A 19,203-nucleotide genomic window follows, 5' to 3' on the forward strand; every position below is an offset into this window, starting at 1 on the left:
AGAGGATGGCTCCGGGCAACGCAAGAGGATCGGGCAGTCGCGGACCCCTGCTCCCGATGCTGATGTCCTATGCCGCCTCCGGCGGCAGCCTTGTCATCAGCTCGGCCGCGCAGCTCCTGACCTTCGCGATCCTCGCCCGCTTTCTCGGCGTCCACGAGTTCAGCCTGTTCGTCGCGATCACGGCGATCTCGAACATCGCGGTCCATATGTGCGGACTCGGTGCGATGGAGTGCCTCGTCCGCCGGGTCGCCCGCGATCGGGCGATGTACCCGGTCATGCTCGGCCACAACCTGATCCTGACCGCGGCCAGCGGCGTGGCCCTCGTGCTGATCGGCGCGGTCCTGCTGCCCTTCTTCTTCACGCTGTCCCCTGATCCGGCGACGAACGTCGCCGTGATCACGCTGATGCTCGCGACCAACATCGTGCTGGTCCGCGTCATCGTGCTGGCCGAGCAGATCTTCATCGCCCATTCCGACTTCGCTTCGGCGAACATAGTCGTGGTCGGCTTCGCTTTGGCGCGGACCGCCGCCGCAGGCCTCGCCTGCCTCGTCTTCGGCGTCGCCAGCATCGCATCCTGGGCGATCTGGCAGTTCGCCTGCCATGTCCTCGTGGCCCTCGTCTGCTGGCACGCCCTGCGCGGGCTCGGCCGTCCGGAATACCGGCTGGTGCGCGAGGAGCTACCGCTCGGCCTCTATTTCAGCGTGCCGTTCATCCTGCGTGCGGTGCGCCAGAACGCCGACCTGCTCGTGCTCAGCCTCGTCGCAACCGCCGAGATCGTCGCGAGCTACAGCGTCGCCCGGCGCATGCTGGAGAGCAGCTATCTCTCGGTCGAGGCTCTCAACCGTCTCGTCTATCCCGGCTCGGCCCGGGCGACGGTTGAAGGGTTGCAGCATGCCATGCCGCGGGTCCGCAAGGTTCTGGTCGCGGCCACGCTGATCAGCATCGCCGCGGCGGTCGCCGTCTTCGTGCTGGCGCCGATCCTGCCCTTCCTCTTCGGCCAGGGTTATGTCTCGCTCGTCTCCTTCGTCAGGATCCTCTGCTGGGCGGTCATCCCTCTGGCGATCTGGGCTGTGGCGATGGAAGCGCTCGGCGCATCGGGCCATCAGCCGACCCGCGCCGCCGTGATGGGTCTCGGCAGCTTGCTGGGCGCCGCGCTCGCCGCAGTCGCGACCTGGTATGCGCCGCCGGCCGGCACCTTCGTCTCGTTCTACGTCATCGAGATCGCCATGGTCGCCGCATCCTGGACCGCCTTGACGAGGATCGTGCGCCGGGACCGGGAGCGGGCGACCGAGCAGGAACCCGGAGCCGGGATGGCGCATGGACGCTGATTTGCGAGACGATCTGCGCCCCTCCTCCCCGGCCCGCAACGAAGCGGCATCCCGCGTCGGCGGCGTTCGGCCTATGGCGCGCGGCGATGTTCCGGCGGTAGCGAAGCTGTTCGCGCGGAGCTTTCGCGACGGCAAGGGCGCGGTCGCACCCGATCTCGAAGCCTATCTGGAAACCGTCTTCTTCGGCAGCCCGCATTACAGGCCGGAGCATGGCAGCATCGTCCATGACAGCGGCGCCAGCGGCGTGACCAGCGCCATCCTCGCCATTCCCATGGAATTCACGGTCCATGGCCGCAAGGTGATCGCCAAGCTGCTCTGCGCCTTCATGGCGGAGGGGAAAGAAGGCGCCGCCGGCGCGGCGCGCCTCGCCCGCCAGATGCGGGCCGCCAAACAGGACATGTGCTTCTCGGACAATTCCTCGCCGGTCAGTGCCGACCATTGGGTGGCGGGAGGCGGCGTCGTCCTGCCGATCCAGAGCCTCGAATGGCATCGCTCCTTCCGGCCGCTCTCGGCCGGGGCCCTCAATTGCAGCCGGCATCTCCCGGCCCTGCGCTCCCGTCCCATCCTCCACCTGTTGGGGCGGATCGATGATGTTCTGCGTCGACGGAGGCCGTCGCTGGTCCCGCCCGCGCCATCAGGTTGCCGAACCATCGAAACGAGCGTGGATGCGTTCTTCGCCTGCGCCGGCCCGATGACGGAGCGCTTCTCGATCCGTCCGGCCTGGTCGAGGCCGGAATTCGATTGGCTGCACGGGGTGGCCGCGCTGAACAAAGGCCTCGGGACGCTGCAGGTTCGCAGCGTCGTCGACGAGAGCGGCCGCACGATCGGCGCCTTCCTCTTCTTCGGGAAGAGCAAGCTCGAGGCGACGGTGCTGAACGTACTCTGCGAAGCCGGCCGGGAATTCGAGGTGGTCGGCCAGATGTTCTCGCATCTGGATGCCGAGGGCTATGCGCGGGCCAGCGGCATAGCGCAGCCCTTCATGATGAACGCGATCTCGCGGCAGCGCCGCCTCTCGTTCAAGCATCGCGGTTATTTCTGCATGGTCACGCGCCATGCCGAGATCAAGGAGGCCGCGCTGCACAACGATATCTATATCGGCGGCCTGGCCTCGGAGAGCTGGAGCAGGCTGCTCACCGACTTCTGACGCCTTCGCGCAGATCGTATCGATACCGGAGACCCGATTGGCCGTTTCGATCATCATCAAGACCCTGAACGAAGAGAAGCGCATCGCCGCGACGATCGAGAGCGCCCTGGCGGCGCTCGGCGAGGTGCAGGGCGAGGTGATCATCGCCGATAGCGGTTCGTCCGACCGCACCATCGAGATCGCCTCGCGCTATCCGGTCCTGGTCGTCCAGATCGTTGCGCCGGCGCGGCCGAGCTGCGGGATCGGCCCACAGCTCGGATTTCAGCATTCGCGCGGCGAGCATATCTGCCTGCTCGACGGCGACATGCTGCTCGATCCCGGCTTCCTGCCTGCGGCGGTCCGCTTCCTGGAAGAAAACCCCTCGGTCGCTGGCGTCACCGGCCATGTCGAGGAGAAGCTGGTCACCTCGCTGGAATATGCGCGCAGAGTCCAGCGCAGCAGTTCCCAGTACGGCACCGGCACGGTCGACCGGATGAATGGCGGCGGGCTCTACCGGCGCAGCGCCATCGAGCAGGCCGGCTATCTCTCGGATCGCAACCTGCATGGCCATGAGGAGTTCGACCTCGGCGTGCGCCTGCGCAGCGCCGGCTGGCAGCTGCATCGGCTCGACCGGCGCTTCGTCCAGCATTTCGGCCATACGGTGAACTCCTACCAGCTGCTCCTGCGGCGCTGGAAGAACAAGTACCTGCACGGCGTCGGCGAATTGCTGCGGGCCTCGCTCGGCAAGCCCTATTTTTTCCAGATGCTGCGCGAGCTCCCCGAGCTCAAGCTATGGAGCGCGGTCTATCTCTGGTGGGCGCTCTGCATCGCCATTCTGCTGTTCCTGCCGCACAAGTGGCTGGCCCTCGGACTGGTGCTCGCGGTTCTCGCCGGCATGATCGGGCTGATGAGCCTGCGCAAGGGCGGACTGAGCATGGGGCTCTACACCGTCACCGCCTGGTTCTTTCATGCCGCGGCGTTGCCCGTCGGCTTCCTGCGGCAGCGGCTCCCGCCGGCTGCGCCGATCGAAAGCCGCATCGTCCACAAGCCTTCGCAAACGGCGGCCTGACGCGCGCCGCGCCACAAGCATCTCAGGAAAGCCCCTTCATGACCGATGACAGCGTGAAGAAGACCGTTTCGCTCTGGGACAGGATCGTGCACTCGTCCTCGGAGTACTTCCGCCGGAAGCGCGGCGGCCTGTTCCGGGAGACCCTGCCCGACTTCACCTCGCTCAAGGTCTGCGATGTCGGCGGCTCGCGGCACTTCTGGGAGAAGCTCGACCCGGCCGATGTTCCCAGGGACCTGACATTGGTCAACATCCGCGACGACGGGCAGGCGCGCTCGTTCACCGGCTCATACGGCCACGTCAAGGTCATCGTCTATGACGGAGACCGCCTCCCCTTCGAGGACAAGGCGTTCGACGTAGCGGTCTGCAACTCGGTGATCGAGCATGTGCCGCCGGCCAAGCGAGCCAATCTGATGCGCGAGATCAACCGGGTCTCGAACTACTATTTCGTCCAGACGCCGGCCTATGTCTTCCCGATCGAGCCGCACTTCTTCTGCCCCGGCCTGCACTGGCTGCCGCGCTCGGTCGCCCGCCATGCGGTCCGGCTGTCGCCCTGGCGCTTCCTGTCGAAGCCGTCCGAGGAGCATATCCGCGAGTATTTCGAGGAGATCCAGATCCTGACGCTGAAGGAGTTCCGCTCCTACGCGCCGGAGGCGAATCTGGTCCGGGAGAAGATCGCGGGCCTCACCAAATCCTACATCCTGCACGGTCCTTCGCGGCCCTGAAGCAGAGACCGGATGTCCAGCGAACGCCGGAAGAAGGGCGGGTCGGCATGAAGAGACTGATTTCCGCGATGATGGCGGGCCTGGCGCTGGGCGCCGTGTCGCCCTGCGCCATCGCCGCCGAGACATGGCTACCCGTGCGCGAGATTTCGCTTGAAATCCGCCCGGGCAGCCCGCTCGACTTCTCCGGGATGCTGCCCAACCGGCCGATCGGCGTCAGGGCCGGCAGCGGCGCCGACCAACGGGTGATCGCGCGCCAGGATGGCCGCCTCACCTTCGCCGACAGCCCCGGCGAACCGGCGCGCCTTTTCTGCGCATCCCTCGCCTGGAGCCCGGCTTCGGGCGGCTTTCCCGACCGCGCCGGGGCCGACCGCTACGCCCGCCAGCTCGCGCTCCACGGCTACAACATCGCACGGCTGACCTTCCTCGACGCTTCGCTGATGATCGGCCGCGCCCGGGATTTCGATTTCGACCCGGAGACGCTCGACCGAATCCACTACCTGCTCGCCGCGCTGAAGCGGAACGGCATCTACTGGATGATCGACGGCATGACCTCGTGGCACGGCGCCTATGGCGGCCGCGACGAGCGCTGGGACCCGGGCGGCAATCTCAAGCTCGCGCTGCATCTCGACGAGGCCGCCTTCGCGCACTGGAAGCAGATCGCCGAGAAGATCCTCACCCGCGTCAATCCCTATACCGGCATCGCGCCGATCCATGACGAGGCGCTGGCGCTGGTGATCCTCGTCAACGAGAACAGCCTCGAATTCGAGAGCGTCGTCCACGACCGGCCGGGCAAGGCGCCCTATGACGCGATGTTCGCGGCCCCGTTCAACGCATGGCTGGCGCGGCGCTACCCGTCGAGCCAGGCGCTCGCCAAGGCCTGGGGTGGGCTCGGCTGGGGCGAGAAGCTGGAGAACGGCACGATCCGGCTTCCGACCGACCGCTATGTCCCCAGCCCTCGCCTGCGCGACCTGCAGGCCTTCTTCACCGAAGTCGAGACCGCCTCGGCAGCGAAGATGAGCGAGGCGCTGCGGGGCTTCGGCTACAAGGGACTGATCAGCACCTACAACAACTGGCCGACGGTGCAGGCCGCGCTCAGCCGGCGCGGGCTCGATGTCGTGACGATGAACACCTATCACGACTGGGCCAGCGGCTATGCCCCCGGCAGCAAGCTCCTCCAGCAAAGCTCCCTCGGCGACGCCGCAAACTCGATGCGCATGGCCGCTGCGGCGCGCTGGCTCGGCAAGCCCTTCGTCATCAGCGAATACGACCACCTGTTCTGGAACCGCTACCGCTACGAAGGCGGGCTGGTGTTCCCGGCCTATGCCGCCTTGCAGGGTTGGGACGCGCTCTGCCGGCATGCCCATGGCCCGATCGCCCTCTCCTATGGCGAGCCCTACCCGCACAAGCGCGCCATGCTGCCCTATGCGATCGCGCTCGATCCGGTGGCGCGGGCCGGCGAGACGCTGACCGCGCTACTGTACAGGCGCGGCGATGTCTCGACCTCGCGCCTCACCATCCCCTTCGCCGTTCGCGGCGAGGCCGATCTCGGCCCGAACATGCAGGCCCGCGAGCCGGAGAAGCTGACGGAACTCGCATTGCTCGGCAGGATCGGGCTGCAGGCGGCCGACCGCATCGGCGACCAGATCGCAGTCACGCAGCCGCGCGACGCCAACCGGCTCGATGCGATCGTCGAGAAGCTGAGAGCAAGCAGGATGCTCCCGGCAGAGAACGAGACGAAGCTGGCGGCCGGTCTCTTCCAGAGCGATACCGGCGAAATTCTCCTGAACCGCCGCGACCGACAATTGCGCCTGACGACGCCGGCGAGCGAGGCGGTCGCCTTCGCCGCGGCGACCCTGCCGGCCAGCCTCAAGACCCTCAGCGTCGACGGCGCGCAGGGCGATGGACTGATCGCGATCTCCTCGCTCGACAAGCCCGCATCGCTGGCCAAGGGCAGCCGTTTCCTGCTGATCTTCGCGACCGACGCCCGCAATACCGGGATGATCTTCCGCGACCGGGAGGAGAAGGTGATCGAGGATTTCGGCAGGCTGCCGGTCCTGATCCGCAAGGGGCATGTCGATATCAGGCTCGCCCGGACCGCCCGGCAATGGCAGCTTTCGCCCATCGGCCTCGACGGCAGCGTAAAGCCACCGGCGGTCAGCGGCTCCGGTCCCGTCGCCTTCCGCCTCAGCAACGACCTGCCGAGCGGGCCGACCACCTATTTCCTGCTTGAGCTCAAGGAGTGACGGCTCCTGACGGCGGGCCGACGAGCGGATGAACGTTTATCGCCGGTGCGGCGCATGCGATAACCCGGTCGGAAACGTAGAGAGAACCGGCGACGAGAATGAGCGATGCGGCTGAACAGGCCTGAGCCCCACAGGCTCGACCGGCCTGGCCCGACCTCCGACAGGGCGTCCAATCCGCCGGCCGGAGCCCGGCCCGGAGATGGCGAGCGCGCCGATCATGAACCAGGCTTCGAGCTCGGCTCCCGCGTGAGGCGGCTGCGCAAGGCGGCGGCGCTGACGCTGGACGGCCTCGCCGAACGGTCCGGAGTCAGCCGGGCGATGCTGTCCAAGGTCGAGCGCGGTGAGAAGAACCCGACGCTCGCCATTGTCACTCGGATCGCGCGCGGCCTAGGCACTTCGCTCTCCGGGCTGATGGGCGCAGAAAGCGATGCCGCTCCCGTTTCGGTCCGGCGCGCCGATCAGCGCCTGAGTTTCCGCGACGCGGAGACCGGCTTCGAGCGGCATGTGCTCTCCCCGGCCCATCCCGAAAGCGGGGTCGAGCTCTTGCTCCACGTGATCCCGCCGGGCATGTCCTCGGGCTGGCTGCCGACCTATGAGGGTAGCGTCGAGAAGCACCTGATCATCCAGGAAGGCCGGCTCTCGGTCGAGATCGGCGCGACGATCCACCGGCTCTCTGCCGGCGACAGCTTCTATTTCCAGATCCGCGAGCCCTATCGCTTCGTCAACGAAACGGGCGAGCGCTGCAGCTATTACTGCGTGATCGTCCGCCGCCCCTGAGCAGCATCCTGCTCCCTCCCGAACAGGCGGGAAGCGCTGCGGCTATTGCAGAGTGAACGGGTTTGAGATCGCAGGTTTCGCGTTGATGAAGACGCTCTTGGGTTCGAGATATTCCATGATCGCGGCCTGGCCGTTCTCGCGCCCGATCCCGGATTCCTTGAAGCCGCCGAACGGCGCGAGATAGCTGACGACGCGATAGGCGTTGACCCAGACCGTACCCGCCTTGAGCTTCTTCGGCAGGGTCATGGCGCGGCCGAGATCCGTGGTCCACACGCCGGCCGCGAGCCCGAAGGGCGTGTCGTTGGCGAGAGCGATCGCCTCCTCCTCCGTCTCGAAGCTGAGGACGCTGAGCAGCGGCCCGAACACCTCTTCGCGGGCGATGCGCATCGTGTTGGTGACGCCGGCGAAGATGGTCGGCTCGACGAACCAACCCTGCGTGCAGCCGGGGCGCGTGCTGCGCTCTCCGCCGAGGACGCAGCGCGCGCCGTCGCGGCGCGCGATCTCGATATAGTCGAGCACCTTGGCGAGCTGCTGCTCTGTCGCGACGGGGCCGATATCGGTTTCGGGGTCGCTGGGATCGCCGAGGCGCGCCTCGCGCATCCTTTCGACCAGCCTGTCCAGGAAGCGATCATGGATCGAGGCCTGCAGCAGGAGCCGCGAGCCGGCCATGCAGGTCTGGCCGCCTGCCGCGAAGATGCCGGAGATCACGCCCTTCACCGCCGCGTCGATATCGGCGTCGGCGAAGACGATATTGGGCGACTTGCCGCCGAGCTCGAGCGAGACCCGCTTGAACTGGCGCGCGGCGGCCTCGTAGATCCGGCGGCCGCCGGCGTTGCCCCCGGTGAAGGCGATACGCGCCACGAGCGGATGCTCGACGAGCGGCTCGCCGGCCTCCTGCCCCAGGCCCGTGACGACGTTCACGACCCCGGGCGGGAAGCCGGCTTGCGTGAACAGCTTCGCCAGCTCCAGCATCGAGACCGAGGCGAATTCAGAGGGCTTGACGACGACGGTATTGCCGGCCGCCAGCGCCGGAGCGAGCTTCCAGACCGTAAGCAGCAGCGGCGAGTTCCAGGGCGTGATTGCGCCGACCACGCCGAGCGGCTCATAGGCGACGTAGTGGAACATATTGGCCTTGTCGATCGGCGTGACATGGCCCTCGATCTTGTCGGCCAGCCCGCCATAATACTGGAACCAGCGCGGCAGATATTTCATCTGGCCGAGCATCTCGACGCGCAGCTTGCCATTGTCGCGAACCTCGAGATCGGCGAGGCGCTCGGCATTGGCGGCGACCAGATCGGCGAGGCGGAACATCAGCAAGCCGCGATCGCTGGCGCTCATCCGCGACCAGGGGCCGGTGGTAAAGGCTTCATGCGCAGCCCTGACGGCGAGGTCGACATCGGCGGCGGTGGCGCGCGGGATCAGGGCCCAGGGCTTGCCGGTATAGGGGTTCTTGGTCTCCAGCCAGCCGCCTTCGACGGCCTCATGATCCTTGCCGTCGATATGCATGGGAAAGCGCGGGAGCGCCGGTGCCGTCGTGCTGGTCATCGTGCTGGCTGTCCGTCTGGTCGCGAGGCCGGCAGGCCCCGGAACGCCGGCAAACGCCGACACCGGGGCGAGCGGGGATCAGGGCTTGTGGAGATGCTGGCAGCCGCTCTGCTCGGCCGGGGTGAACAGGCCCTCGCTCGGCAGAGTCGCCAGCACCTTGTAGAGATCGGCCGGGCTCTTCGATTCCGCCGGGGATTTCACCTCGAACAGATGCATGTCCATGACGACGCGGCCATTGTCCTGGATGCGCGCCTTCTGGATCATGTCGCCGGTGATCGGAAGCTCGCGCATCTTCCTGGCGATGCCCTTGGCATCGTCGCTGCCGAGCGCCTTGACCGCCTTGAGGTAGTGCGTCGTCGCGATATAGGCGAGCGCATGGCCCATGGTCGGAACCTTGTTGTCGAAACGCGCCATGTAGCGCTTGGCCCATGCGCGGGTCGCGTCGTTGATGTCCCAGTAGAACGGGGCGGAGAGCTTGAGCCCCTGCGCCGCCGGCAGACCGAGCGCGACGACGTTGTTCTCGTAGACCAGCATCGTCGCAGGCTTCGCCTTGACGCCGAATTCGCGCATCTGCTTCAGCGAGTTCACGAGATCGGGACCGGCGTTGGCGAGGCCGATGACGTTCGCGCCCGAGGACTGGGCGGTCAGCAGCGGCGATGACAGGTCGGCCGTCCCGAGCGGGTGGCGGGCCTCGCCCACCACCTGGCCGCCAGCAGTTTTCACCGCCTTGCCGGCATCGGCCGCGAGGCTGTGGCCGAAGACATAGTCAGCGGTGAGGAAGAACCATTTGTTGCCGCCCTCGTCGACGACGCCCTTGGCGACCGCATTGGCGAGTTCCGCCGTCGAAGGAGCCCATTGCGTGCCATAGGGCGAGCACTGGTTGCCGGTGAAGTTCGGGGCATAGCCGCCGCTGACCAGCGTGGTGATCTCCCGCTCGCGCGCCACCGCCTGCACGGCGAGGCCGACCGAGCTCGAGCCGCCGGGCAGGATGACGCTGACGCCGCGCTCGTCGATGAACTGACGTGCCTGCGCCGAGCCGATATCGGGCTTGCTCTGATGGTCGGCGACCACGACCTCGATCGGCCGGCCCAGCACCGAACCACCGAAATCCTCCACGGCCATGCGGACCGACAGCGCGGTGCCGGGACCGCCATTGTCCGAGAACGTGCCGGACATGTCGTCGATGACGCCGATGCGGAACGGCTTGTCATTGGCGCTCGCCGGCAAGGTGCAGGCGATCATCGCCGCAGCCAGAAGCGAAGATCGCAGCGCAGGCATGGTCATGGTGAAGTCCTCCCCTGGACCGTTTCGGTCGCCGATCGGCCGGCCTTTTGGCCGTAGCCTTGGCTTCAAGCCCGCGTGGGCGGGCCGGAAGCAGGGGAATGCTAGCACTCGATCCCAGGAATTCTACTATAGAAGAAAAATATGGCGGCCATAGCGGTTCAGGGTGCCCTGCCGCGCGGTGGCAGCTTGCCCGTGGCCCGACGCGGCGGACACTATCCCCCGAACACCTCCGGATAGGCGAACAGGCCGGGAGCGCCGCCCGTGTGCCAGAAGACGACGGTCTCGGTGGGAGCGATGGCACCACTCCTGACGAGCGCGAGCAGGCCGGCCATCGCCTTTCCCGTATAGACGGGGTCGAGCAAGATCCCTTCGGTGCGGGCGACCAGCTCGACGGCCTCGACCATGGCGGCGGTCGGCTGACCATAGCCCGGTCCGATCTGGGTATCGTCGACCACCAGCCCGGCCACCGCCCCCCTCTGGCGGCCTTCGAGGGCGAAGATCTCCTGGACCAGCCCGGCGACGATGGCCCCCGCCTCCCCGGAGGAACGCGAGACGCTGACACCGTGCACGCGGCAAGACAGTCCGGCATCCTCGACGCCGGCAAGGATGCCGGCATGCGTGCCGCCGCTCCCGGTCGGCACGACGATATGGTCGAGCTTCAGCCCCTCCTCCTGCGCCTGCACCGCAAGCTCCAGAAGCGCCTCGCGATAGGCGAGGCTGCCGAGCGCGTTCGAGCCTCCGACCGGAATAAGGTAGGGCTTCCGTCCCTGCGCGGCCAATGCCGCCATCGTCTCCGCAGCAATCGCCGTACTGTCCGCGCCCGCGGCGAGGAAACGGATCTGCGCGCCGAAGATGCGGTCGAGCAGTTGGTTCCCATTCGTCCGGTAGGTTTCGCCGCGGTTGGCCACCGAGTCGGTCAGCAAGAGGACGCAGCCGAGACCGTGCCGTGCCGCGGCCGCCGCCGTCTGACGGGCATGGTTCGATTGCAGCGCGCCGATGGTCACCAGCACATCCGCGCCCTGCTGCAGAGCTTCGGCGACCAGGAACTCCAGCTTGCGGGCCTTGTTGCCGCCGCCGGCGAAACCCGTGCAATCGTCGCGCTTCATCCAGATCGCCGGGGCGGGACCATGCCGCCCGAGTTCTTGTGACAGGCGTGCGCACTTCTCGAACGGCGTCGGCAGCGTTGCGAGCTCGATCCTCGTCCGTCCGGACGGCATTGCGGGCTTGGTCATTCCAGCTGGTCCTCGCAGAAACCCGGCGCCCCCCGCGCCTTTCCCGCAGCATATTGGCCGTGACGGAAAAGGCAGCAGCAATCCTGCATCCCTGCCGAGCGTCCAGGGACTGGGACAGCTCGCTCCCGTTTGCGGGCTCACGAAAGGCGGATGAAGGAGCCTGCGGCGAGCATCGCGTCGCACCGCCGCCGACCCGACGCTGACGCGCTGGCTCGGGAGGAGAAATGGCGAAACCGGAAATCCCGCATTGCCGAAGCAACTGGGATCAGCCGTGCTTCACGGTTGATTCCGCAGCTCAGTTGGAGGAGCAGTGCCCTCCGGGGCAAGGATTCGGCACCAGTCACAGCCCGATCCGGCAACCGCCTCGTCGGCATGACTGCCTAGCAGGCTGCACCAGTGTCCGATCTGCTGGGGCCTTCGCGCAAAGCGCGCTTGAAGCGATTTTCCGGCGGCTTCACCGCGCCCCGTCAGATGAAGGAGACGCCGATGGCGCCGAGCGGGCCGTAATCGGCATGGATGACATCGCCTTTCCTGATGTCGACCGGACGCGTGAACGACCCTCCGAGCACGATCTGGCCCTTCTTCAGCCCAGCGCCGACCGCGTGCAGCTTGTTGACCAGCCAGGCGATGCCTGCAGCCGGATGTCCCATGATCGCGGCAGAGACGCCGGATTCTTCGATGATGCCGTTCTGCGAAAGGGTCGCCCCGATCCAGCGGACATCGACATCGAACGGACGGATGGTGCGGCCGCCGAGGACGATCGCCCCGAAGGCGGCATTGTCGGCGATGGTGTCGACGATCGCGCGGGGAACCTCGGTTCGATAGTCGATGATCTCCAGCGCCGGCACGACGAACTCGGTCGCGCGCATGACGTCGTGGACACGGCAGCCGGGGCCGGCGAGATCCTCTCCCATGATGAAGGCGAGCTCGACCTCGAGCCTGGGCTTGATGAAGGTCTCGGCCTTGATCTGTGCGCCGTCATTGTAGAGCGCATCGTCGAGGATACGGCCGTAGTCCGGCTCCGAGATCTTCGAGGCCATCTGCATGGCGCGCGAGGTCAGGCCGATCTTATGGCCGACCACCCGAGCGCCGTTGGCGATCCGCGCTTCGGCCCAGAGATCCTGGACGCGATAGGCGTCGGCGAGCTCCATCCCCGGAAACGTCTTTGAAAGCTGGACGCAGGGTACCCGCTCCCGCTCGGCCTTGAGAATGGCCTCGGCCGCTTTCCTGTGATCGTCTTCACTCAGCACGACAGGTCGTCCCCGTTCGAAATGCGTCGGTCGGCACGCGGCGACGCGCCAGCCATGGCCGCGATGGGCTCGGGCAGGCCATGCCGCCCGCCCGAGGCATGCTCATTCGATCCGGCCGCCGAGGCCGATCTTGGCGTAGATCTCGTTGATGTGCTGCTTCACGCTGTCGGGCGTGGTGTCGCTTTCAGACTGATGCGCCCAACCCACTTTCGCGCGGGCATAGCGGCCGATCTCTTCGTCCTGATCGCCGGTCGCGCCGCTGATCCCGTAGGCACCGACCATTTCGGAGCCCTTGAAGACCGGCGCGCAACCACCCGAGGCCACAATCTGGCCGTTGGTGAAGATCGCTGCATTGACCAGCATCTGCGGATTGCGCTCCTTGAACCATTGCTGGATCACCTGGCCGTCAGGAAAGCGCGGGCTCATCGAGCGGAAGGCGGCGGCCGTGAAGGCCTTGGCGCGCGCGATATCCGGCGTGATGAAGCCGGCATCGTCCATCCGCTCGAGCGCGATCAGATGCCCCTCCGGCCCGACGATCGCAACCGAGATCGGCACGCCCATCTCGGTCGCCTTTTCGGAGACCGCCTGAATGAACTCACGACATTCCGTCACATGCAGCTTTGGCATCTTCGAATTCCCTGGATCACTGAGCGGTGATGCCGGCAGCCCGGATCACCTCTGCCCATTTGTCGGTTTCGCTTCGGATGTATTTCGCGAAGGCATCCGGGCCGTAGCGCAGGATCTCGATGCCCTGCGTCTGGAGTTGCTTGCTCACCTCAACCTGATCGAGCACGGCATCGGTCGCGCTGCGCAGCTTCTCGACGACATCCGGCGGCGTACCGACGGGCACCAGGAAGCCAAACCAGACCGAACTCTCGAAATCCTGGAAGCCGAGTTCCTGGATCGTCGGCAGATCGGGCGTGAGTTCGCCGCGCTTCGCGCCGGTTGTAGCAAGCCCCTTGAGAGCACCGCTGCGGATGTGCGGCAACACCGAGGAAGCAGGCGAGAACATCAGCTGGACCTGCCCGCCGAGCAGGTCGGTCACCGCGGTGGCGCTGCCGCGATAGGGGACATGCACCAACTTGATGCCCGCCTTGGTCGCGAAGAGCTCGCCGGACAGATGCGGGGAGGTGCCGTGCCCCGAGGAGGCGAAGGTCAGGCCTTCGGGCTTGGCCTTGGCAGCTGCGACCAACTCGGCGACCGAGGACACACCGAGCGAGGGGTGCACCACCAGCACGTTGGGAACCGTTCCGATCATCGAGACCGCGGCGAAATCCTTGCCGAGATCCGGCGCCGTCGAATTCGGGAATGCCGCATTGATCGTGTTGGCGACGGTGCCGACGAAGATCGTGTAGCCGTCGGGCGTCGAGGTGCCGACCGCCTTGGCAGCGATGTTGCTGGAAGCGCCCGGGCGGTTCTCGGTGATGACCGGTTGGCCGAGCCGCTTCGAAATCGCCTCCGCGACGACCCGCGTCGCGACATCGGTCGCCGTTCCCGGAGGAAACCCGACCACGATCTTAATCAACCTGCTGGGATAGTCCTGTGCGGAGACCGCGAACGGCGTGATCGCGGTTGCCGCCAACAGAATTCCAGCCAGGCACTGTCGCCGATCCATGGTGTCTCTCCCGTCGCTTGCCATTTTTTTCTTCCCTTAGCAGCGCCAGGATTTATGAATCCAACGAGTAATTTGTATCGACTAACAAGGTATTTTTATAAGTGTCGAAGTGCTGCATGTCCGCCCGCGAGAGCATCTCGATACCGCTGGCGCATGGCGCGCCACGGCCGCGCCGTTCTGCCATGCGCGGAGAATCGGTGATCGCGGCCACGGGTACCGGAGACGTCGGCGGACGATCGCAATGCGGAGGCCGGGCGGGGCCGGCCCGGCAGATATCAGCGAAGGCGGCTGAACGATGAACGTTACCATTCGCCAGTTGCGCGCCTTCGTCCTCGTCGTCGAGCTGAAGAGCTTTACCAAGGCAAGCGAACGCCTGCGCCTGACGCAATCGGCCTTGAGCCTGCTGATCCGTCAGCTCGAGGATAATCTGCAGGTTCAGCTCGTTGAACGGTCGACGCGCCGGGTGGAGCCAACGGCGATCGGGCTCGAGCTGCTGCGAAGCGCCGAACGCCTGCTCGAAGATTTCGATTCCACCGTCTCCAACGTCGCTGAATTGGGCGCGAAGCAGCGAGGCAGAATCGTCATCGCTGCGCCCTACATCCTTGCCACGACCTTCCTCGTCGACGTCATCGCCGAGTTCAAGCAACGCTACCCGACGATCACGGTGCAACTGAGGGACTCGCTGCCCGAAGAGGTCCTGGCACAGGTGCGTAGCGGCAGCGCTGATCTTGCTGTCGGGAGCTTTCGCGATACGGAGCCCGAGCTGCAGTGGACGCCGTTGTTCCAGGAGCCGCTGGTTGCAGTCTATCCCCGCGGGCACGCGATCGCAGAACGCGACACGATTTCCTGGGGCGATCTCGGCAGCCTGCCGGTGATCGTGCTGAACCACCGCAGCATCTTCCGACACCTCGCCGAAGAGGGATTCTCCAGGGCCGGTGTCACGCTGAAGCCGGCTTATGAAGTGGCCTATGCAGGGACTGCGTTGGCGATGGTGAGGGCAGGCCTGGGCGTCGCAGTTCTCCCCCAATGCGTCGCCACGCTGACGGAGACGGCGGTCAGTCTCAAGCGGATCGCGAATCCGGAGATCCTTCGCTCTGTGTCGATCATCACGAGGGCCGGTCGCTCGCTCTCGCCTGCAGCGAGCGCCTTCGTCGAGATCCTGAGTCAATCCTCGAACGATCTCGTCGATCGAAGCGAGCATCGAACTCGATCGCCGACGTAACGGCGATGGATTCGCCAATGCCTTGAGGAGCCGTCAACCCCAACGGACATGGCGTGGAAACTCCATGTCTGCCTCGCACACAAACGAAGCCGCTCCAACGGCCTGGGGCGCACTAAGGGTGCAATCCGGAAAACAACGGCGCGCGCTTCTCGAGAAACGCATTCATCCCTTCCTTGAAGTCGTCGCTCATGTAGCACATCAGGATCAGGCGATCGCCCTCGTCGCGCGGGATCGCGGGCCTGAGACGGCGCAGGGCCTGCTTCGTCGCCTGCAATGTAAGCGGCGCATGCCCGGCGACGAGGCGCGCCAGTTCCTGCGCGCGCGGCATGAGGTCGGCAGGCTCCGCCACCACTTCGCTCACGAGCCCGATCGCGAGCGCCTCCTTGGCCTCGAACAGGCGCGCCGTGAAGATCAGTTCCTTCAGCCGCGCGGTTCCGAGCAGTTCGGCGAAGCGAGCGTAGTTGGACATCGACAGGCAGTTGCCGAGTGTGCGCGCAATCGGGAAACCGAATTTGGAGTTGCTCGCCGCGATGCGCAGATCGCAGCAGCCGGCAATCGCCGCTCCGCCACCCGTGCAGGCGCCAGCGATCGCCGCGATCGTCGGCGCGCGGCAGGTCTCCAGCGCACCGAGCACGCGGTCGATGCGCGCCTCGTATCCCAGCGCGTCTTCCGGGGTGCTGAATGCGCGGAACTGCGCGATGTCGGTGCCCGCGGCGAAGGCCCGCCCTCCCGCGCCAGTGAGGATCATCGCCCGGATCGAGCCGTCGGCATTCACCGTCTCGCAAATCTCGACGAGCCGCTCGTACATCTCGAAGGTGAAGGCGTTGCGTGCCTCGGGGCGGTTGAAGGTGACCGTCGCGATGCCGTCCGCGACGTCGTAGAGGATCGTCGGCTGGGCTTCGGCCTGGGCGCTGTCGGACATCGTCGTTCCCCGGCTCAGCGGCCCTTGAAGTTCGGCTTGCGCTTCTCGGCGAAGGCGCGTCGGCCTTCGGCATAGTCCTCGCTGTCGAAGCAGGCCTTCACCAGTCTGTCGCAGAAGGCGAGATCGCGGTCCGCCTCGTCCTTCAAGGCCTCGTTCACAATCTGCTTGATCGCCGTCACCGTCAGCGGCGCATTGCCGGCGATGGTGCGGGCGTAATCGGTGACATAAGCTTCGAGCTCGGCCTGCGGGACGATACGGTTGGCCAGCCCCATGGTCCGCGCTTCCTCGGCATCGAACTGGCGGGCCGTGAAGAAGATCTCCTTGGCGAAAGAGGGGTGCACCACCTCCAGCAACCGCCGGATACGGGCATAGCCGTAGCCGAGGCCGAGCTTGGCGGCGGGAATAGCGAATTTCGCCGTCTCGCTGCAAAGGCGCAGGTCGCAGCAGACCGCGAGGTTCGCACCACCGCCGATGCAATAGCCCTGGATCATCGCGATGGTCGGCTTCTCGATGGCTCGCAGCGCGCTGTATGTGCCCTCGGTCGCCTCCTCATAGCGCCTCACTGCCGCTTCCTGCGCGCGCTCGTCGTCGAATTTCGAGATGTCCGCGCCGGAGACGAAGGATTTCTCGCCGGCGCCGCGCACCACCACGACTCGGACCTCCGGATCGGCACGGAAATCGGCGATGATCCTGATCGCAGCCTCCCACATCTCCAGCGAGACGGCGTTGTGGCGCTCGGGATTGTTGAAGATCAGCCAGCCGATACCATCGGCCTTGCGGGCGATCATCTTGTCGGTCATTGGGAAAAATCCTGACTGCGGTCGCTTCGGTTAGATCGTGCCATTGGCGTGGAAGGCGGCGATGTCTGCGGGCGAAAAGCCGATCTCGCGCAGGATCTCGTCGGACTGCTCGCCCTGTTCCGGTGGCGGCACGCGGATGGAGCTCGGCGTGTCGCTGAGCTGGACCGGCTGGCCGACAAGCGTGATCTCGCGGGCGAGCGCCGGCGAATGGATGCTCTGCGCAATGCCCAGATGCTGGACCTGCGGGTCTGCGAAGACCTCGTCGATGCTGTTGATAGAGCCGCAGGGCACGCCGAACTCGCTGAAACGCGCGATCCAGTAGCTGCAATTCTGCGTCGTGAGGATCGCGTTGATCTCCTGCCCCAGCGCGTCGCGGTTGCGGGAGCGCAGCGCCGCAGTGGCATAGTCCGGATGCGTGATAAGGTCGGCGCGATCGACCGAGCGGCAGAAGCGCTCCCAGATCGCCTGCCCGGTTGCTGCGATGTTGATATGGCCGTCTGCGGTCTGGAAAACGCCGGTGGGGATGCTGGTCGGGTGATTGTTGCCGGCCTGCTTGGGGACTTCGCCATCCATCAGCCAGCGCGCCGCCTGGAAATCGAGCATCGCGATCTGGGCCTGGAGCAATGAGGTCTGGACCCATTGTCCCTTGCCGGTTTCCTCGCGCGCCAGCAGCGCCACCATGATGCCGAGCGAACAGTAGAGTCCGGCCGTCAGGTCAGCGATCGGAATACCGACGCGCACCGGTCCCTGCCCGGGCAGACCGGTGATCGACATCAATCCGCCGAGGCCCTGCGCGATCTGGTCGAAGCCCGGCCGCGTCGCATAGGGCCCGTCCTGCCCGAAGCCCGAGATGCTGGCATAGACGAGGCGTGGGTTGAGTGCGGCCAACTGCTCATAGGCGATGCCGAGCCGGTGTTTCACGTCGGGGCGATAGTTCTCGACGATCACGTCGGCTTTTTCGACCAGCCTGCGCAGGATCGCCTTGCCCTCTTCCGATTTGAGATTGAGCGTCAGGCTGCGCTTGTTGCGATGCAGGTTCTGGAAATCGGGACCGTTGCGCGGGCCGCCCGGCCCCTCGCCCGGCTCCAGCTCCGGCGGCGTCTCGATCTTGATGACGTTCGCACCCCAGTCGGCGAGTTGGCGGACAGCGGTCGGCCCGGATCTGACGCGTGTGAGATCGAGCACGGTGAAACGGGACAGGGCTCGCGAGGCGGGTTTGAAAGGCATGGCCTTCTCCTTCCCAGCAGCCTGCCGAGCAAAATGCAGACTGTCAACAATGTTCGTAAACTGTTGACACTTGCATTTTGTGTGTCAAGGATCAGGCCATGAACGACGTCATGTCAGCCATCGCCCAGCGCCGCACCCAGACCCTGACCGATATCGTCCAGGGCGAGATCGAACGCATGATCCTGGCCGGCGAGCTGGCGGCCGGCGAGCGCATCAACGAGCAGGCATTGGCCGTCCGCCTCGGCGTCAGCCGCGGGCCGATCCGCGAGGCGACACGCGGCCTGGTCCGCTCGGGGTTGCTCAACTCGGTCGTCAATCTCGGCGTGTTCGTGCGCCAGATTACGGACGAAGAGGCCAACGAGATCTACGATCTGCGCGCCGTCGTCTTCGGCTTCGTCTGCCAGAGATTGGTAGAGCTGATCACGCCGGATCAGCTCGCGGCACTGTCGGGGCTGGTCGCGCAGATGGACGACGCCATCGAGCGCGACGACGGGGCGAATTACTATCGCCTCAACCTCGAATTTCACGATGTGATCCTGGACTTCGCCGCCCATGGCCGCGCCAGGCAGACCTATGAAGCGCTGATCAAGGAGACCCATCTCCTGCGCCAGAGCGCGCTCAGCACGGCCCCGCGCATGCGCGAATCCAATGCCGAGCACAGGGCGATCGTCGAGGCCATGGCCGTCGGCGACGCCGACCGTGCCCGCCGGCTTGCCGAAGCTCACGCCCATGGCGGCAAGCGCCGCTGGCTGCTCGCGCGGCAGGAAGCGGAGGAACGCAAAGAAGCCTGAACAGGGGACGGGAACGAGCCCGAATGGGCCGGCCCAGCAACGGAGGAGGAAAC

General features: G+C 66.1%; 17 protein-coding genes. 8 read left to right on the forward strand and 9 right to left on the reverse strand.

The genetic code is table 11. From position 1 onward, the window contains the following. The first annotated feature begins 5 nt into the window (after positions 1-5). From RKE40_RS01225 to RKE40_RS01250, 6 genes are all read left to right on the forward strand, one after another. Positions 6-1,328: a lipopolysaccharide biosynthesis protein gene (locus RKE40_RS01225; RefSeq protein ID WP_316016420.1), complete on the forward strand. Its 1,323-nt coding sequence runs from the start codon at positions 6-8 to the stop codon at positions 1,326-1,328. After that, positions 1,318-2,472: a GNAT family N-acetyltransferase gene (locus tag RKE40_RS01230; protein WP_316016421.1), complete on the forward strand. Its 1,155-nt coding sequence runs from the start codon at positions 1,318-1,320 to the stop codon at positions 2,470-2,472. Before RKE40_RS01225 ends, RKE40_RS01230 begins: the two co-directional genes overlap by 11 nt. 37 nt (positions 2,473-2,509) lie before the next feature. Then, a complete protein-coding gene (locus tag RKE40_RS01235) occupies positions 2,510-3,520 on the forward strand; it encodes a glycosyltransferase family 2 protein (protein ID WP_316016422.1) in 1,011 nt (336 codons plus the stop codon). A gap of 38 nt (positions 3,521-3,558) precedes the next feature. Next, on the forward strand, positions 3,559-4,242 hold the full coding sequence (locus tag RKE40_RS01240; protein ID WP_316016423.1) for a class I SAM-dependent methyltransferase: 684 nt from the start codon (positions 3,559-3,561) through the stop codon (positions 4,240-4,242). A 47-nt stretch (positions 4,243-4,289) separates the two neighbouring features. Further along, positions 4,290-6,485, forward strand: coding sequence for a glycoside hydrolase (locus RKE40_RS01245; RefSeq protein ID WP_316016424.1), 2,196 nt, complete (start codon positions 4,290-4,292; stop codon positions 6,483-6,485). 105 nt (positions 6,486-6,590) lie between these two features. Beyond that, a complete protein-coding gene (locus RKE40_RS01250) occupies positions 6,591-7,262 on the forward strand; it encodes a helix-turn-helix domain-containing protein (protein ID WP_316016425.1) in 672 nt (223 codons plus the stop codon). Positions 7,263-7,304: 42 nt separating this feature from the next. On the opposite strand, the gene RKE40_RS01255 is transcribed toward RKE40_RS01250, so the two are convergent. The 6 genes from RKE40_RS01255 to RKE40_RS01280 all read right to left on the reverse strand — a co-directional run bounded on the left by RKE40_RS01255 (position 7,305) and on the right by RKE40_RS01280 (position 14,155). Next, complete coding sequence (locus RKE40_RS01255; protein ID WP_316016426.1) at positions 7,305-8,807, reverse strand: aldehyde dehydrogenase; 1,503 nt, start codon at positions 8,805-8,807, stop codon at positions 7,305-7,307. Positions 8,808-8,885: 78 nt separating this feature from the next. Continuing rightward, the gene (locus RKE40_RS01260) at positions 8,886-10,091 is read right to left on the reverse strand and encodes an ABC transporter substrate-binding protein (protein WP_316016427.1); all 1,206 of its coding nucleotides are present in this window, start codon (positions 10,089-10,091) and stop codon (positions 8,886-8,888) included. A gap of 212 nt (positions 10,092-10,303) precedes the next feature. Continuing rightward, positions 10,304-11,323, reverse strand: coding sequence for a D-cysteine desulfhydrase family protein (locus RKE40_RS01265; RefSeq protein WP_316016428.1), 1,020 nt, complete (start codon positions 11,321-11,323; stop codon positions 10,304-10,306). 467 nt (positions 11,324-11,790) lie between these two features. Further along, the gene (gene hpaH / locus RKE40_RS01270) at positions 11,791-12,570 is read right to left on the reverse strand and encodes a 2-oxo-hept-4-ene-1,7-dioate hydratase (RefSeq protein ID WP_390893170.1); all 780 of its coding nucleotides are present in this window, start codon (positions 12,568-12,570) and stop codon (positions 11,791-11,793) included. A 105-nt stretch (positions 12,571-12,675) separates the two neighbouring features. After that, on the reverse strand, positions 12,676-13,200 hold the full coding sequence (locus tag RKE40_RS01275) for a GlcG/HbpS family heme-binding protein (protein WP_316016430.1): 525 nt from the start codon (positions 13,198-13,200) through the stop codon (positions 12,676-12,678). A gap of 16 nt (positions 13,201-13,216) precedes the next feature. After that, on the reverse strand, positions 13,217-14,155 hold the full coding sequence (locus RKE40_RS01280; protein ID WP_316016431.1) for a Bug family tripartite tricarboxylate transporter substrate binding protein: 939 nt from the start codon (positions 14,153-14,155) through the stop codon (positions 13,217-13,219). Positions 14,156-14,483: 328 nt separating this feature from the next. Between RKE40_RS01280 and RKE40_RS01285 the strand changes: the two genes are divergently transcribed. Next, positions 14,484-15,410 carry a LysR family transcriptional regulator gene (locus RKE40_RS01285; protein WP_316016432.1) on the forward strand — a complete coding sequence of 309 codons (927 nt, stop codon included), beginning with the start codon at positions 14,484-14,486 and terminating at the stop codon, positions 15,408-15,410. 112 nt (positions 15,411-15,522) lie between these two features. Here the strand turns inward: RKE40_RS01285 and RKE40_RS01290 are convergent, their stop codons facing one another. The 3 genes from RKE40_RS01290 to RKE40_RS01300 are packed head-to-tail and all read right to left on the reverse strand — an operon-like array spanning position 15,523 to position 18,359. Then, positions 15,523-16,332, reverse strand: a complete 810-nt coding sequence (locus RKE40_RS01290) for an enoyl-CoA hydratase (protein ID WP_316016433.1) — start codon at positions 16,330-16,332, stop codon at positions 15,523-15,525. A gap of 14 nt (positions 16,333-16,346) precedes the next feature. Next, a complete protein-coding gene (locus RKE40_RS01295) occupies positions 16,347-17,132 on the reverse strand; it encodes an enoyl-CoA hydratase (RefSeq protein ID WP_316016434.1) in 786 nt (261 codons plus the stop codon). A gap of 30 nt (positions 17,133-17,162) precedes the next feature. Then, entirely contained in the window at positions 17,163-18,359 is a 1,197-nt protein-coding gene (locus RKE40_RS01300; protein ID WP_316016435.1) for a CaiB/BaiF CoA transferase family protein, read from the reverse strand. Between the two features lie 98 nt (positions 18,360-18,457). Here RKE40_RS01300 and RKE40_RS01305 point away from each other — a divergent pair, with 98 nt between their 5' ends. After that, positions 18,458-19,150, forward strand: a complete 693-nt coding sequence (locus RKE40_RS01305; RefSeq protein ID WP_316016436.1) for an FCD domain-containing protein — start codon at positions 18,458-18,460, stop codon at positions 19,148-19,150. The last annotated feature ends 53 nt before the right edge of the window (positions 19,151-19,203 follow it).

The organism is Allobosea rubneri (assembly GCF_032464875.1).
In the GTDB taxonomy this organism is placed as follows: domain Bacteria; phylum Pseudomonadota; class Alphaproteobacteria; order Rhizobiales; family Beijerinckiaceae; genus Allobosea; species Allobosea rubneri.

What these genes read in the sequence shown, in the direction of transcription:
- RKE40_RS01285 (WP_316016432.1), top strand. Translation starts at nt 14,484, where the DNA reads ATGAACGTTACCATTCGCCAGTTGCGCGCCTTCGTCCTCGTCGTCGAG.
- RKE40_RS01305 (WP_316016436.1), top strand. Translation starts at nt 18,458, where the DNA reads ATGAACGACGTCATGTCAGCCATCGCCCAGCGCCGCACCCAGACCCTG.
- RKE40_RS01225 (WP_316016420.1), top strand. Translation starts at nt 6, where the DNA reads ATGGCTCCGGGCAACGCAAGAGGATCGGGCAGTCGCGGACCCCTGCTC.
- RKE40_RS01265 (WP_316016428.1), bottom strand. Translation starts at nt 11,323, where the DNA reads ATGACCAAGCCCGCAATGCCGTCCGGACGGACGAGGATCGAGCTCGCA.
- RKE40_RS01250 (WP_316016425.1), top strand. Translation starts at nt 6,591, where the DNA reads ATGCGGCTGAACAGGCCTGAGCCCCACAGGCTCGACCGGCCTGGCCCG.
- RKE40_RS01240 (WP_316016423.1), top strand. Translation starts at nt 3,559, where the DNA reads ATGACCGATGACAGCGTGAAGAAGACCGTTTCGCTCTGGGACAGGATC.
- RKE40_RS01275 (WP_316016430.1), bottom strand. Translation starts at nt 13,200, where the DNA reads ATGCCAAAGCTGCATGTGACGGAATGTCGTGAGTTCATTCAGGCGGTC.
- RKE40_RS01245 (WP_316016424.1), top strand. Translation starts at nt 4,290, where the DNA reads ATGAAGAGACTGATTTCCGCGATGATGGCGGGCCTGGCGCTGGGCGCC.
- RKE40_RS01255 (WP_316016426.1), bottom strand. Translation starts at nt 8,807, where the DNA reads ATGACCAGCACGACGGCACCGGCGCTCCCGCGCTTTCCCATGCATATC.
- RKE40_RS01295 (WP_316016434.1), bottom strand. Translation starts at nt 17,132, where the DNA reads ATGACCGACAAGATGATCGCCCGCAAGGCCGATGGTATCGGCTGGCTG.
- RKE40_RS01300 (WP_316016435.1), bottom strand. Translation starts at nt 18,359, where the DNA reads ATGCCTTTCAAACCCGCCTCGCGAGCCCTGTCCCGTTTCACCGTGCTC.
- RKE40_RS01290 (WP_316016433.1), bottom strand. Translation starts at nt 16,332, where the DNA reads ATGTCCGACAGCGCCCAGGCCGAAGCCCAGCCGACGATCCTCTACGAC.
- RKE40_RS01230 (WP_316016421.1), top strand. Translation starts at nt 1,318, where the DNA reads ATGGACGCTGATTTGCGAGACGATCTGCGCCCCTCCTCCCCGGCCCGC.
- RKE40_RS01260 (WP_316016427.1), bottom strand. Translation starts at nt 10,091, where the DNA reads ATGACCATGCCTGCGCTGCGATCTTCGCTTCTGGCTGCGGCGATGATC.